Below are 13,650 nucleotides of genomic sequence, written 5' to 3'. Positions count from 1 at the left end.
CTATTATTGAGTTATAAAATTCAAAGATTTATGAAATAGTTTTGCAAAAAAACTACTATATTAGTTTATTGAAATCATTGAAAGTTGTGAATTTAATCTTACCTTTCCTGCAATATTCAGTATTTACTTTTGATAAAAATTTTTCAAAATTGCTCTCATTAAAAAAGTCTTTAGAATGAGATATCATTACAAGAGGAATTTCATTTTTCGCATAGTTATATTTTTTTTCAGCTTCATCCAAAAATATTAACATTTTTTTCCAAGATTGTTTACAAAAGTCCCATTTGAATGAATAAGGTTGAAATAACAAATACTTCAATTGTAAAAACATCTTAATATAGTTTCTTGATATTGAAATATCATGTTTAGAAACAGAATTACTCTTATTGAATTTTCTGTATAATGCTGTTTTGATTCTATGCCAAGATAACCGTTTATAGCCATAATCAGGAACAGAGTGTATCGGAATCTCATAAATTAAATTATCCGGGGCAAGTTGCCAATATCCCAGAGACGAAGAAAAATCCGAAACCGCCAGTGAATGTACAAATATACCTGTCTTTATCATAGCAGAATGTACTTCCATAGGTGCTTCGACCCATGGAAGATTAGTGAGTCTCATAGCAGAAACTGTATATTCTTTATCAACTTCATAAATTAAATTCTCAAGAGTTGTCTTACCTTGCTGAATAACACTGTGTATCTTTGATCTTGAAAATTCAGTAATAGAAAGTTCTGAATCAATCATCGCCCACTTACCATCCTTATATACAGCGTCTACCCATTGTGGGTGTATGTGGAGCTGAACATCATGCCCAATGGAATATGCATCGAGCACTTGCTTTTTCATCTCTTGGGCCGGAGAATATCCAAGTTTTTTATTTAGCTCAAGGTCATACTCTACAAATTTCTGATACTCATTAACCTCAAACATGATTGTTAAAGGTACGGAATATTTATTGCATATATTCAAAATATGTTCTGTAGGTTTTACTACATGCTTTTTTACATCACCTGAGCCATCTCCAAAAATCTCATAATCAATTGTAAGAATAATATTCAGCAAAATAACATTCTCTCCATAATGGTATTATTCACAAAATAATTAGGCTGAACCTCGATTGAAAAACATCACCGATCTTTGCAGATCGATGCACAGAGTGCAAAAGAGGTGCCTTATAATTATTATAGCTAATGAAATAGAAGAGTTTTAAAGATCCAAATAAATAGACTCAATCCTTTTAGTAACTTTTGATGCAAAAAAATATTCCTGAGCATAGTTGAAATTATTCATACCAATCCTTCTTAATAGGGACTGGTCAAGGATCATTTTTTCAATAAGCCTGGCATAAACATCGGGTGATTTTGAATCAGTAATAAATCCATTCTTTCCATTTATAAAAATATCAGGAATCCCACCAACATACCGAGTTATGACGGCGTTGCCCAATGCCATTGCTTCCAATAAGGATATCGGCATACCCTCTCCATAAGTAGTAGGAAATAAATAAATATCAGAGTTCAAGAGCACAGCTTCTTTTGTTTTCCCGCTAATATACCCAATAAAGTCAATTCCATGTGAACCAATTGAATCTACATACTTTTTAACCTCACTTAAATCATTACCATCACCAGCAACAATCAACCGAATGTTAGAGTATTTTTGTCGTAAAATGACAAAGGTATCAATTGCCTCATAAATACCTTTTGATCTTTCAATCCTTGCTAAAAAAAGTATATTAATCTTGTTACTATGATTTGACGAGATGCATTTATTGTATACGTTTTTTATAGGCACCATTTCATCATCAACCATAGTTGTTTCCACGATAATTTTTGTTTTAAGTCCAATTTCGCGAAGTGAATGCTTAAATTCATTCGCTAATACAACAATGATATCAGAGCGATTATAAATCATTTTAAAAATTGTTGAAAATAAATGACAAGATTTAATTTTTGACGCAGTCTTTTCATTCCAGCCATGAATAAATACGACAGATTTTAGGTTAAATAGTTTTCCAATCAATAAAAAAAAACCATCTCTAAATAATCCTTTTACTTCAAGTGAAGGATTCAAATGTACAACATCAGCTCTATGTTTAATTATTTTGAACGGAAACGTAATGAAAAATAAAAATAAATCGCGTTTAATAGAAACATTACTCCAGTTTACGAGTTCCACTGCATTCAAAAATCTTTTTTTTTCTAAACCAACCAAATTGATGATAGAAAATTCTGTATCATCCAAATGCTTTATCAGTTGTTTCACATATATTGTAACACCACCCATACGAAGATTCATAAAAGATCGAGTAAAAATAATATTCATAGGGAACCCTTCATAATTTTGCTATTTAACAGTAATGAATGTCTAAAGTTAAGAACTTCAAACTTATTTCTGGTAACATTGACAATTCCAAGAGCAGAAAATCCACTATTAACTAACACTTTAATAGTTGCGATATTTGATATACTACAAGAACCATAAACCAAGTTGACATCATTATCTTTAAGCCACACTAAACTATCGTACATTAGACGCTGAAATAACCCCATTTTTCGAAATTCAGGATCCGTGTAAAATGGCCCGATGAAAACTTCATCATCTCTCAAACTGAGCACACCTGCTGGTCCTAAGTTATCATACGTTTCTCTATGAACCCATGTGTATGCAATGACCCTATTATTTAGAACAATTGCTAAACACATAGCACCTCGATCAAACCATTGCTGTATGGGAACAAAATCCATTCGCTCTGGTATTGTTTTAAAATTTAATAACATTTTGAGGTCGGGTATTACCATAAAGTTGATATCTTTAAGTAATAAATAACCAAGATCATTAAAACAATTATACTCAGCTAAAAGATCATAATAAAAAAATAGTGTCTCTGAGCATCTTAAACCTATTTTAAATAAAACAAGGCTCGATATACGATCAAATAATACTTTGACCCTTTCCGTTTTTAGAGTAAATTTAATTTTCTTTAAGAATATATACATCTATCACCTATTCATTATTTTTTTTAACTGCATAAAAAAAGGTTTTATATCTGTTATCTCGAAAATATCTTTAACCCCATGCCCAGTATAGTCTATAAATATGTCACTAACATTAAACTGGTGGGGTGATCGTTTAAGTCCATACAAAAGGGCTCTTACATCGCGCACAATATTAATCCATTTTCTTCTTTCGTTTACTTTTATGCTATCAGTATTGGTACATAAAACTTTATGAGAAAAATTTTTCATCAGGACCTTAATCCATCCACAAGCTCTAGGATTCACTTCTATTAGATATACAACGCCTGTTTTATCATCAACCCTGCATTCAACTTCAACAAATCCACTGTAATCCATTGCCTTTAATAACTTATTTGCATATCTTCTTACTACATTAGCAGGTTCGTTACTTATTTCCTCAACTTTACTTGCTAAACCTGCATACTGCCTGGATTGCTGAACAACTATTCCGACTTGTTCAACACCATTTATCCAATATCCCCCATAACTTATATCGGATTCACATTCCCCAAAAATGTACTGCTGAAATATTAAATTACTGAATCCTGGTAAATCTTTAGTTTTTTCTAAAACCTCATACGAATCTATTATAACGGTTTTAAAAATTGTCTTACCAACAGTTTTATTCCATTTCCCTATCAATGGGAATTTGAATTTACTACAATATGCTAAATCATCAAACCTAAACGTTTCAGGACAAGGGACATTCAAAATCTGCGCAAACTTCGCAGTGTTAAGCTTATCTCGGAAAACGATTGCATCCTTAAGTTTCGGAAAAAAATTGTATTTTTCGAACAATTCGGGATAATGATCTATTAAATAGTTCAGAATAACATCACTTGTAATATGTATTAATTCATTGCCATAAAGTTTATTTAATATAATATTTATAATGCTATCGAGACTATCAATTACATAAATATCACCATATTTAGAATATATGCCCACATCTTCTTTACAACCAATAGCAGTAACATTGTAGTTTGCGATTGAATATGCTCTCAATAAGGCAAGTCCTTGCGGTGCCAATCCTAAAATTACGATATTTTTTTCCATATAGATTCTTTTCAGAGTAAATATGATACCTACGACAAGGGGACTGGGCTCAAATCATTGAATATTCGTCTTCCAAAAAAGTTGATTCTATTATTTATTAATGAGGCCGAATCCCAGTCGACATAGTAATTGCTTCAGCGGGCATTATATTCAGGGCCTTATGGCGCACCAAATGTCGGGTGTAATATGACCCCATTAGTAAAGCCTTCATGAACGATTTAGACTCAATAAAATGTCCCCATTGTCAATCCACGAATGTATCATTTTTTAAACGCTACCAGACCATTCATAATGGAAAGCGCCATTTGATGCGATGCTCTGACTGTGAAAAGATTTTCTCCCAAACCCACAATACCGCAATGGAAGGGATTAATGCCAGCGGCGACCTGAAACTGGGGCTACACTGGCAGTTTAAAAATGACCTCATGAGGCATTATATTTTCTTCAATTCAACTATTTAAAGCCATATTTTTCCTTCTTGATTTTCTTGGATTTTAATGACAGGAATGGTGGCTTCTCAAATGCACAGAGACCAAAAATGGCCTATGATTCTTCTTCAAAAAAGGTACAAATTCAAACCGCCAGCCCAGGGGCAATTTGACGGAGCCGCTGACAATTAAATCAGTAGCAGCAGCATTGAGGCTTCGAAGCGAAGGACTTGGCCTTCGTGCTACAGGGCGTATATTAAATTCCCACAAAGGAACAATTGCTCATTGGGAAAGCAAATTTGCAGAGTAGAAGGCTTCCCTTATGCTGTATGCATTCTGCAATGATTTTATATCCCTTACCTTTGAAGGTGATGAGTTGTACACCATCGTTGGCAAGCGCACTGCCCCCATGGATTCCAAAGGATGGACGGTCATTATTATGGAACGTGCCAGTCGATTTCTTGTTGAACAAAAGACTGGCAACAAGGATTCAGCATTGTTCCAATATGTCATGAATACAGTGTGTGAATACATCGACCAAACGGATGATCTGACATTTTTATCAGACGGTGAAACACGCTATGGAAATATGCTTTTCGAAATTTGTAATGAGGCCTTGCATACTGGCAGGCCTGGACGTCCCCGGAAAGTCCTTCCGAAGGGTGTTTGAGTACGGATTAAGAACAAGGGTAGCCAGCAACATAAAAAAGGACCGAAGCGTCCGAAATATCAGGCCACACAGCAGGAGCATCCTGATACATCACAATGCCTGAAAGATTCGGATATTCATGCGAATCATGTTGAGGCTCAGAATGCTGCACTGAGAAGAAGAAACAGCGCATTCAGGCGAAAAACAAACACATACGCAAAGACAAAAACTGGATTGCAAAGGACTCTGGATGTTCACCAGCTGATACACAATTTTGTCAGGCCCCTACGGGACAACTGGAATCGTACCCGCCGTTGCTTTAGGCATAATGCAACATGGGTTGTCGCTCAATGAAATTTTGATGGCACAATATGTCATTTAAACAATATTTTCCGTATGCCCGTGTTCCCTATATTCTTTAAGCGGAATGGTTCGAGCCCAGTGCCAAGAGGTACTGTTCACCAAAAATCATCCTTATCTTAAGTGCCGTAAGAAACCTAAGATATATCATGATTTTTTGATTGACGTACCTCTTTGTTTTTCAGCAAACATGACGGAGCCCCATAATTATCACGAAAAAAATTGACTACCTGAAAGGAATATTTAACCTTTTCAAATCATGAAATTTAGGTTGTACCAACAAAAAAAGAAGAAAGTACAATAAGCAGGGCACCACCCTCTCCAACAAGCCATTGCTAATAACAAGTGTACTTATAAAGCCAGCATAAAGACATCGCCCTTCGACGCGATCAACAACTTTCGAGAAATAGTCTGAAATTTTAATAAACAATGAAACAAACAAACAAAAGCCCACAATACCATATTGAACCAATAAACCAAGCAAAGTGCTGTGTGCATCTTTTGGTTTCTGAAGCCAAACAGAAGAATGTATTATATCACCATTACTACCAAACCCAAAAATTACCTCTAAAAAAGATGAACTTATAAGCCTATTGATTTGATCAAGCCACATCCGAGTACGGCCTGATGATAGAGAAGAGATGAATTCATCCGAGTTGTCAGTAAAAAACAAAAAAAGAATTAAAATAACCCCACAAACAACAATGGTTTCTATAAATATTAACTGCCTCAATCTATCTGGAACTTTAAAGAAGACAACTCCGAGAACAACTATAGTGAACATTACCATTGACGTTCGGACTAAATAACCCATCATTAAATAGATGGAAAACATGAAAATTATGAAACCTAACAACTTGTGTCTCATTGTGTACATTAGTATTAAACTAAATAATGAAACGGTAGCTGCAATGAAACCGTTATCGTGCAATGTACCATAATAAAGAGGTAATCGTTCAATGCCACCGTGGAAATACCTTTCCCTAAATACCAATGGCAGAATAAATACTAAAGTACATATAACAAAAATGAGTACCACACCATCTCGTACTAAAGGCATTCGTTTAGACATTTCTATCAGGTTAACCGTTATAAGAATAGGAACTATATATTTCGAAAATTGAATAACAGATTTTGCAAAGTCATGTCCCGCCAGAATATTCGACAATACAATCCAAACAAAAATAAGTGAAAAATATACAAAAAGCCATTTCTGGTTTTTTTCATTTACAACGAACAAACAAGACAATGTGCCCACTACAATTAACAACGAATTAACATAAAATTCAGATTGTTGAATTACGACTACATCACTTATCGAAGGTATAACACACCGTAACATAGTTAGAAATAATAACGCAAATGCAAACGGTTTTACTTTTTTATCATTTTTCATTTTCAAAATAGTTAAACTCACTTCGCAACCAATAAACGACTACAAAATATAGTTCACAAGATCAGATATCTATAGCGGCAGTTAAACTAAAGTTACAGCCGAAATTCGCCTTTCGACTCAGATCAAATCGCAACTGCTTTTTAGGGAATCTAAGACAAAAAGTCATAATTAAATTCGTTAACATCATCAATGTATATTTCTCTAACTTTTTTGATCATGTCGTTTGAATACTCACTATAGTAATCTATATTCTTTGCACTAGCACCAATTTTTTCCAAATCTTTCGTTATTCCAAGTTTTTTAGCAATATATATATAGTCATCATTGATTGACTCAAACTTTCCGATAAAATCTACATCAATTTCACCAGATAGGTTCTTTAGATAAGATACTTGTGAAGCAAAGAACATATCATTTTCGACAAGTTCTTTTGTTAAGCCTTTTATGACAAATCTATCAAAACTATCATACTCATTTAGCCACCAATATTTTCCATATGGATAATAGTTATTTTTATTAACTAAATAATTATATGCTGAATAGAGTCTTCCCCACGGGTTGCGAACAAATCCAAACTTAAAATATAAGTTATATTTATTTGCGTCGATTTCTCTAAACTCATGTAACTTATGATGCATCGGGTCATCACCATAAAGTGCATTAGATATACTTTTTCCTGCCACTTTAGGGATATGAATATAAATACTCTTTGTACTATCAAAATACGGCCTAAAAACATACCGCGATGCACGTCTATTATCTCTTTTCTCTTGAATATAACCGGTAAATGAATCAGGCAAACTCCAATAATGTTTCCTAAGAATATCTTTCATATTTTTAATCATTTCTTTTCCTATCTAATTTGTTTTAACCTTAAAACATCAACCACACTTTTAAAATCAACACATGTCCATACCCCAACACGGATACGTACTATAATAAGCATAAGAATTTGTTGAATAGTTATTGCAAGTGTAACCGCACTTGCGGCCCCTACAGCACCAAATTTTTCAGTAACTATGATTCCGCAACTGACTGAAATTATAGCAACGCTTACCGAAACGCACATCATAACAGTCTTATGTCCCGTCATGATAAGAACATACCCACATGAACCGACTAGCACGTTAACTATTTGACCGATTGTTAAAATAACTAAAATAGGTGCAGCAATTTGGTATCCATCACCGAAAATTATTTGTAAAATTTCTCCAGGGAATACTAAAAATATAATCATTACAAAAATCACAGGTAATGATGCAAAAGTCGCAGTCATTCTCAAAATTTTCTCTAATTCTTTTTTTTTATTAAGTATGTTATATTGAGCGATAAGAGGTGGAACTACAGAATTAACAATAACCAAAGTCATACTAACCATGAGAATCAACCGATTCGATGCGCCAAAACCCGCTACCTCCATACCTTCAAACCAAATACCTACAATCCAAATGCCAGATTGACTTAAAACGAAAAGTGAAAGAGAATTAATCCATAATGGCCAGCTATGATTAATAATTTTACTGTACGAGATTGTATCAGGCCTGCCTCCAATACGTATATATGAAATTTTTTTTTGTAACGAAAAAAGAGCAATTATAACACTAACACTACCGCTAATAAGAATTATAATTAAAGACTGATATAGCGTTAGCTTCAAGTGCAAAAAATTAATTATGAAAAACAAAAATACAAATGAGTTAATCGCCATAATACCACCACCAAAAAAGACAGATCTCATGATATCCTTAAAAGCCTTAAAGACTGCGTTAAGAACAAACTGAAATGACAAAACAACTGACCAAAATGCAATATAATCAGCAAGTTTCTCTAAGGAGGACGAACCAAAAAAGTATGACGAGACCCATGGCCCGACAAGACTTATATATAAGACAGCAAATAATGTACTTATTATACCAACAAGTACAACACCTTTATATATTGCCGAAATGGCTTTATTGTTTGCACCCTCTGTCAAAAACTCAGAAACAAATCGTAATAAACTATTTTCTATACCAAATCGACCAAAAAGAGCTATAAAAACTGCAATACTATGCCCTAAGAAATACGTTGCCATATCATTAACACTTAAAATTCTTGCAAGAAGTGCAACAATCATCATATTAGAAAAAACTGTTACCAATTTACCAATAAGTGACCATACAGTACCTGTTATCAAATAACTTTTTACTGAATCTTTAAGCGGTAGACTTGTTAAATGTCGCTTACCGTCAATTTCATACAAAGAGCTATTATCTTCTTTTAAGGATTTTCTACTTGAATTCATTAATCCACTTAATTATCCGATTATACGACGTTACATATGTGTTTACATTAAACATATTTTAAGCTCAGATCACTATTGTCCAAAATAGCCTCTCAAAGAATAATTTTCTTCGAGAGGCCCCTGTGATTAGTAGATATTGTTCAATTCTTGAAAAACAGGTCCCATTATTTTGCCTGCTGTCCAACTCACGTAAATGGGAGCATTAACTGTACTGACATAGGCTCAATATGGTTGTTCCATCTAGGCCCACAAATCCCGGTGTGTAAACAGACTCCACCTCAAAAAGGCAACCAGATTTGACAGTGACCAGCCAAACTTTGATTTTGCCTGAAAGAACTTGATGATCAACATAGCGAGTGGCTTTTGCGGGCTCCTTTCCATTTCGAGTGGGTAACTCTCGGAAAGCCCAGCTGGCTTCGGTACAGCTTAGTTGTACAAGGCCTGCCATGGCAGGCGTACGGAGGTATAAACTCTTAGCCACCAAAGACGGTAGACACCCGCAGCAGTCAAGGCTGAGCAGCACCGGGCGCAGCCCGGCTTGGCCTTGACAGCAAGGGGGGCTGTCGTAGCATGGGCGAAGAGTTTCTCACTCCACAAGTGTTTTGGAAGAACATTCTACCCACTCAAATCGTGAAAAAGCCCTTTTGCGGGGTAAACCCCCATCTTTTTAAGTATTCACCAACCGTTCTTATAGGCATTTCAATGTCAAACCTTTGTTTGATCAAAAGGGCAATAGCCCGATGATTCCATAGGCAAAAATCCAATTTCAATTGACTTGGATCTTTTTCTTTGATCCATTTTTGAATTGTTTTTTCCTGCTCGGGTGTCAGCGTTCGTAGTTCACCTGCCTTACGGCCCCGAGTTTTAGGAATAAGGGCCTTTGAACCTTCTTTCGCAAAGGTTTTACACCATCGACGTACAGTTTCTTGGTGAGCTCCACAATTTCAGCGATTTCTCTAAATATCATGCCTTTACTGCGCAGATGGGCTGACTGTTTTCGGAGTTCGTGCAATGTATCAGCTGGTAGTTTTCTTGTATCAATCTTTTCCATAAACAAGAGTATAGTATAAACAACCAGTTGCCTGTATTTTTAATTGCCGGGTTAATATAATGGCTGTCAGCAAGCAGAGGTTGAAATGGAAGAAAATTCCATTTCGACCCCACCGCTTCCCGCAACATTTAATGTATCGAGACCAATGGTATCAAAGATAATGGCAAGTTCATTGATTAGAGTGTCAGCGGCTCCGTCAATACCCCCTGGCTGGCGGTTTGAAGTTGTACCTTTTTTGAAAAAGAATCATAGGCCATTTTTGGTCTCTGTGCATTTGAGAAGCCACCATCCCTGTCATTAAAAGCCTAGAAAATCAAGAAGGAAGAATATGGATTTAAATAGTTGAATTGAAGAAAATATAATGCCTCATGAGGTCATTTTTAAACCGCCAGTGTAGCCCCAGTTTCAGGTCGCCGCTGACAATTAGAGCAATGTTAAAAGCCCTCAGAGTATTCTTCATAACTTTAGCAGCTTCGGCCTCATTAATGGTTGTTGTGGGGTGCCCCCCGGCGATGATAATGGAGCCGTAAAGAGATTTCATTATTCTCAGAGTCTCTGGGCTGTCGCCCGATATCACCTCGACAATGGTGGTGAGGGTTCTCTCTTTGTCTCTCGAATTGATCCGGTCAAGGGGAGTATCCCACACAAAATATCTATCTCCACTTTTTTCTGGAATCCTTTTCCAGAATAGGGATACGGATATTTTCCGTGACCCTGGGAAAACCCGTGGAGTCATAAATCACAACAGCCCCCTCTTTCATAGTTTCTGACGATGAGATCAGGGTCAAATCAGGTTGGTGAGTTTTATTAATGGGGGTTGGCACGGCCACGATGATTACATCTGCTTTGACGATCATCGTCGGATCGCTCGTTGCCGTAAACTTCACAGGATTTTTAAAATCATCGGTAGTTACCTCTCCGGCGTAATTCACACCCTATAGACAGTTTTCTACCAAGGATTCCTTAATATCAAAACCAGTGATTTCGTAGTGTTCCCTAAACACAAAATCGATGGGAAGGCCTACATAGCCTAAATTATCAACAGATGCGACAACTGGATCATTATAATTTCAACACCAATATGAATTCATATAACCCCAATATATTAGCCCTTTAACTACTAAATATCAGCCGTTTCTCCTTTATCAAGGCAACAACTCGTTCTGCATCTAAAAAGTAGTCACTTTTTGCTGTTTTCAAGACAATACCTGGCATCTCTGGTGGTTCATATTCTGCTGAAACACCAGTAAAATTATCTATCTCTCCAGTAAGGGCTTTCGCATAAATCCCTTTAGGATCTCTTTCAATACAGACTTCAATAGGACAATCCACAAACACTTCTATAAAATTTTCCTTTCCGACAATGTTTCTGACTTTTTCCCTGTCCTTTTTGTTCGGTGATATAAATGCAGTGATTGCGATGACTCCAGCATCAACGAATAGATTTACCATTTCACCAATTCTTCGAATATTTTCTGATCTGCTTACTTCATCAAAACCAAGGTCACCACAAAGACCATGTCGCACATTGTCCCCGTCAAATACATAAGTCGAACAACCAAGATCATGTAAAATCTGTTCTACGTAATGAGAAATCGTTGATTTTCCAGACGCAGAAAGCCCTGTAAACCAAACAACTGCACCTTTATGACCGTGTAATTTTTCTCTGTCGGCCCTACGAACATTCGAGTGATGCCAAGTAACATTCGTGCTTTTATTTAGCGCAGCTTCCATACCCTAAACCTTTCAAGATTTTGATCTGTTGCAAACTTGGTTTTAATTTGTTTATTGGCCTTGCCTACACGAACGCGCATATACCTCAAAGCCTTTGCCAAAATCCTGCCCCCCGGGAGAAGCAACCACTCACTGTGCAACGGCTCCAAATCAGGTATGGCACTGGTACATCACCTACTTACCAGGCCCGATCAAACGTCAGTATTATTACTTTTATATGATCCTTGATCTTTTCAGCCGAAAAATTGTTGAGATAGAGGTCCATGGCTGCGAATCATCGGAAAATGCTGCTCAACTTGTTCATAGAACAGTTTTGCGTGTAGGGTGCATCAGAAAGCCACTAATTTTACACTCAGATAACAGTAGCCCCATGAAGGGCGCAACATTGAGAGAGAAACTTAAATCAAGCTCGTTTAACCACCCTATAGTGAGTAATGGCAACGCATTTATGGAGTCGCTTTTTCGAACATTTACGTATCGTCAGAGGACCCTACTGGCGGATCTATTGACCTTTATAAGGTCTCGAAAGTGGGTGCTCTCTTTTACGTATTGGTACAACCTCGTGCAGGAAGAAACACCCCGAGCGCTGGAGTGGGCCTTGCAAGGATATGGAATATAAAAATACATCTACCTTAACCCTGAAAAAGTTGTTCCTGAAGGCCTCGGATTGGTCGCGGCTTGATGTGTATAGGTGTCAACTATATTGAACAGCGACCGGTCCACTTGTCTTGTAAAATATCCGGATTGGTTTACTTTGATGAATGCAGTATTTATGCCCGGCTGGAAGAATGAAGCGATGGGCATATGAGCGTGAATACGGGGCTGGCGAGTATGCCAGAGATGAGGACGAAGACGATTTCCATGAAATCCATATTACTAATGAGTTCATTAATTACCCGACATATGATATAGCAATGGTATGAAGAAAACAGATGCCTGGCAGTCATAACCCCCAGTAAAACTGGGGGCTTGAATTGCTAACCGCTCAAAGCGGTCTCTAAACAGCGCCTAAAGGCCCATATTACTTGAACAGTCCCATTTGTTCATAACGCCTGTCTTCAGTTTCCTGGTGACGTATGTACGCTCGGACAACATTTTCATCTAAACCAACTGTCGAGGCAAAATAGCCCCGTGCCCACAGCTTATCTCCAGCGAAATTCCGCTGTTTTCCGAAAAACTGACGGGCCACTTGGATCGTACTTTTCCCTTTTATGAACCCTATCACTTGGGATACCGAATATTTCGGTGGAATCGATATCAACATATGCACGTGATCTGGCATCAAATGGCCTTCTTCAATCACGCATTCTCTTTGCCTCGCCAGTTCATGCAAAATCGACCCCAGCTCCTTTCGGAGTTGACCATAAATCACTTTTTTCCGATACTTTGGGATCCATACTACATGGTACTTGCAATACCATTTTGAATGCTTTAGACTTCGATAATCTTTCATTAAAACCTTCCTTTAGTAGCTTTGAGCGGCTTTCTTTAGGAAGGTTTTCTTGTTTAAACTCCCGGAAATGTCAAACTTTACGAGTCCCCCATCAGAGATGGGGGTTTACCATTTGAATTAGATCATAAAACAAGAGAAGCCATTCGAATTCGAGCAATCCAACGTGTCGAGGCCGGGGAGAGTCCAGAACAAGTCATTAAATCGCTGGGCTATCA

At 36.7% G+C, this 13,650-nt stretch carries 13 protein-coding genes and 1 pseudogene; 2 read left to right on the top strand and 12 right to left on the bottom strand.

The genetic code is table 11. From position 1 onward, the window contains the following. Positions 1 to 55 precede the first annotated feature (55 nt). From BLQ12_RS20545 to BLQ12_RS20530, 4 genes are all read right to left on the bottom strand, one after another. Positions 56 to 1,066: a polysaccharide deacetylase family protein gene (locus tag BLQ12_RS20545; protein WP_092213635.1), complete on the bottom strand. Its 1,011-nt coding sequence runs from the start codon at positions 1,064 to 1,066 to the stop codon at positions 56 to 58. A 144-nt stretch (positions 1,067 to 1,210) separates the two neighbouring features. Beyond that, positions 1,211 to 2,329 carry a glycosyltransferase family 4 protein gene (locus BLQ12_RS20540; RefSeq protein ID WP_092213633.1) on the bottom strand — a complete coding sequence of 373 codons (1,119 nt, stop codon included), beginning with the start codon at positions 2,327 to 2,329 and terminating at the stop codon, positions 1,211 to 1,213. Next, the gene (locus BLQ12_RS20535) at positions 2,326 to 3,003 is read right to left on the bottom strand and encodes a GNAT family N-acetyltransferase (protein ID WP_092213631.1); all 678 of its coding nucleotides are present in this window, start codon (positions 3,001 to 3,003) and stop codon (positions 2,326 to 2,328) included. Before BLQ12_RS20535 ends, BLQ12_RS20540 begins: the two co-directional genes overlap by 4 nt. 3 nt (positions 3,004 to 3,006) lie before the next feature. Next, complete coding sequence (locus BLQ12_RS20530) at positions 3,007 to 4,080, bottom strand: hypothetical protein (protein ID WP_092213629.1); 1,074 nt, start codon at positions 4,078 to 4,080, stop codon at positions 3,007 to 3,009. Positions 4,081 to 4,830: 750 nt separating this feature from the next. Here BLQ12_RS20530 and BLQ12_RS20525 point away from each other — a divergent pair. Beyond that, positions 4,831 to 5,178 carry a hypothetical protein gene (locus tag BLQ12_RS20525; RefSeq protein ID WP_092213627.1) on the top strand — a complete coding sequence of 116 codons (348 nt, stop codon included), beginning with the start codon at positions 4,831 to 4,833 and terminating at the stop codon, positions 5,176 to 5,178. 565 nt (positions 5,179 to 5,743) lie between these two features. Here the strand turns inward: BLQ12_RS20525 and BLQ12_RS27125 are convergent. The 7 genes and pseudogenes from BLQ12_RS27125 to cysC form a co-directional block, all read right to left on the bottom strand. Next, a complete protein-coding gene (locus BLQ12_RS27125) occupies positions 5,744 to 6,934 on the bottom strand; it encodes an O-antigen ligase family protein (RefSeq protein WP_139164055.1) in 1,191 nt (396 codons plus the stop codon). A 128-nt stretch (positions 6,935 to 7,062) separates the two neighbouring features. Next, positions 7,063 to 7,758 (bottom strand): sulfotransferase family 2 domain-containing protein, encoded by a 696-nt coding sequence (locus BLQ12_RS20515; RefSeq protein WP_092213623.1) that lies wholly within the window; start codon positions 7,756 to 7,758, stop codon positions 7,063 to 7,065. Positions 7,759 to 7,766: 8 nt separating this feature from the next. Beyond that, entirely contained in the window at positions 7,767 to 9,197 is a 1,431-nt protein-coding gene (locus BLQ12_RS27120) for an oligosaccharide flippase family protein (protein WP_139164054.1), read from the bottom strand. 623 nt (positions 9,198 to 9,820) lie between these two features. Continuing rightward, positions 9,821 to 10,108 (bottom strand): annotated as a pseudogene (locus tag BLQ12_RS27115) (helix-turn-helix domain-containing protein); the annotation flags it as partial. Between the two features lie 474 nt (positions 10,109 to 10,582). Then, positions 10,583 to 10,984: a hypothetical protein gene (locus BLQ12_RS20495; RefSeq protein ID WP_217640371.1), complete on the bottom strand. Its 402-nt coding sequence runs from the start codon at positions 10,982 to 10,984 to the stop codon at positions 10,583 to 10,585. Next, complete coding sequence (locus BLQ12_RS28410; protein ID WP_367888794.1) at positions 10,902 to 11,105, bottom strand: hypothetical protein; 204 nt, start codon at positions 11,103 to 11,105, stop codon at positions 10,902 to 10,904. Before BLQ12_RS28410 ends, BLQ12_RS20495 begins: the two co-directional genes overlap by 83 nt. 256 nt (positions 11,106 to 11,361) lie before the next feature. Beyond that, positions 11,362 to 11,982 (bottom strand): adenylyl-sulfate kinase, encoded by a 621-nt coding sequence (cysC, locus tag BLQ12_RS20485; protein WP_092213611.1) that lies wholly within the window; start codon positions 11,980 to 11,982, stop codon positions 11,362 to 11,364. Positions 11,983 to 12,076: 94 nt separating this feature from the next. Here cysC and BLQ12_RS28405 point away from each other — a divergent pair, with 94 nt between their 5' ends. Beyond that, positions 12,077 to 12,601: a DDE-type integrase/transposase/recombinase gene (locus BLQ12_RS28405; protein WP_092213609.1), complete on the top strand. Its 525-nt coding sequence runs from the start codon at positions 12,077 to 12,079 to the stop codon at positions 12,599 to 12,601. A 402-nt stretch (positions 12,602 to 13,003) separates the two neighbouring features. Here BLQ12_RS28405 and tnpA read toward each other — a convergent pair whose 3' ends face one another. Then, positions 13,004 to 13,435 (bottom strand): IS200/IS605 family transposase, encoded by a 432-nt coding sequence (gene tnpA / locus BLQ12_RS20475; RefSeq protein WP_092213607.1) that lies wholly within the window; start codon positions 13,433 to 13,435, stop codon positions 13,004 to 13,006. Positions 13,436 to 13,650 lie beyond the last annotated feature (215 nt).

This window comes from Desulfoluna spongiiphila (assembly GCF_900101345.1).
GTDB lineage: Bacteria > Desulfobacterota > Desulfobacteria > Desulfobacterales > Desulfolunaceae > Desulfoluna > Desulfoluna spongiiphila.
Note: the sequence above shows the minus strand (reverse complement) of the source record. Positions and strands in the feature narration are given on the sequence as shown.

Excerpts from the sequence above, each read along its gene's own strand:
- BLQ12_RS20540 (WP_092213633.1), bottom strand. The coding sequence starts at position 2,329 with ATGAATATTATTTTTACTCGATCTTTTATGAATCTTCGTATGGGTGGT.
- BLQ12_RS20535 (WP_092213631.1), bottom strand. The coding sequence starts at position 3,003 with ATGTATATATTCTTAAAGAAAATTAAATTTACTCTAAAAACGGAAAGG.
- BLQ12_RS20530 (WP_092213629.1), bottom strand. The coding sequence starts at position 4,080 with ATGGAAAAAAATATCGTAATTTTAGGATTGGCACCGCAAGGACTTGCC.
- BLQ12_RS20525 (WP_092213627.1), top strand. The coding sequence starts at position 4,831 with ATGCTGTATGCATTCTGCAATGATTTTATATCCCTTACCTTTGAAGGT.
- BLQ12_RS20515 (WP_092213623.1), bottom strand. The coding sequence starts at position 7,758 with ATGATTAAAAATATGAAAGATATTCTTAGGAAACATTATTGGAGTTTG.
- BLQ12_RS27120 (WP_139164054.1), bottom strand. The coding sequence starts at position 9,197 with ATGAATTCAAGTAGAAAATCCTTAAAAGAAGATAATAGCTCTTTGTAT.
- BLQ12_RS20495 (WP_217640371.1), bottom strand. The coding sequence starts at position 10,984 with ATGACTCCACGGGTTTTCCCAGGGTCACGGAAAATATCCGTATCCCTA.
- BLQ12_RS28410 (WP_367888794.1), bottom strand. The coding sequence starts at position 11,105 with ATGATCGTCAAAGCAGATGTAATCATCGTGGCCGTGCCAACCCCCATT.
- cysC (WP_092213611.1), bottom strand. The coding sequence starts at position 11,982 with ATGGAAGCTGCGCTAAATAAAAGCACGAATGTTACTTGGCATCACTCG.
- tnpA (WP_092213607.1), bottom strand. The coding sequence starts at position 13,435 with ATGAAAGATTATCGAAGTCTAAAGCATTCAAAATGGTATTGCAAGTAC.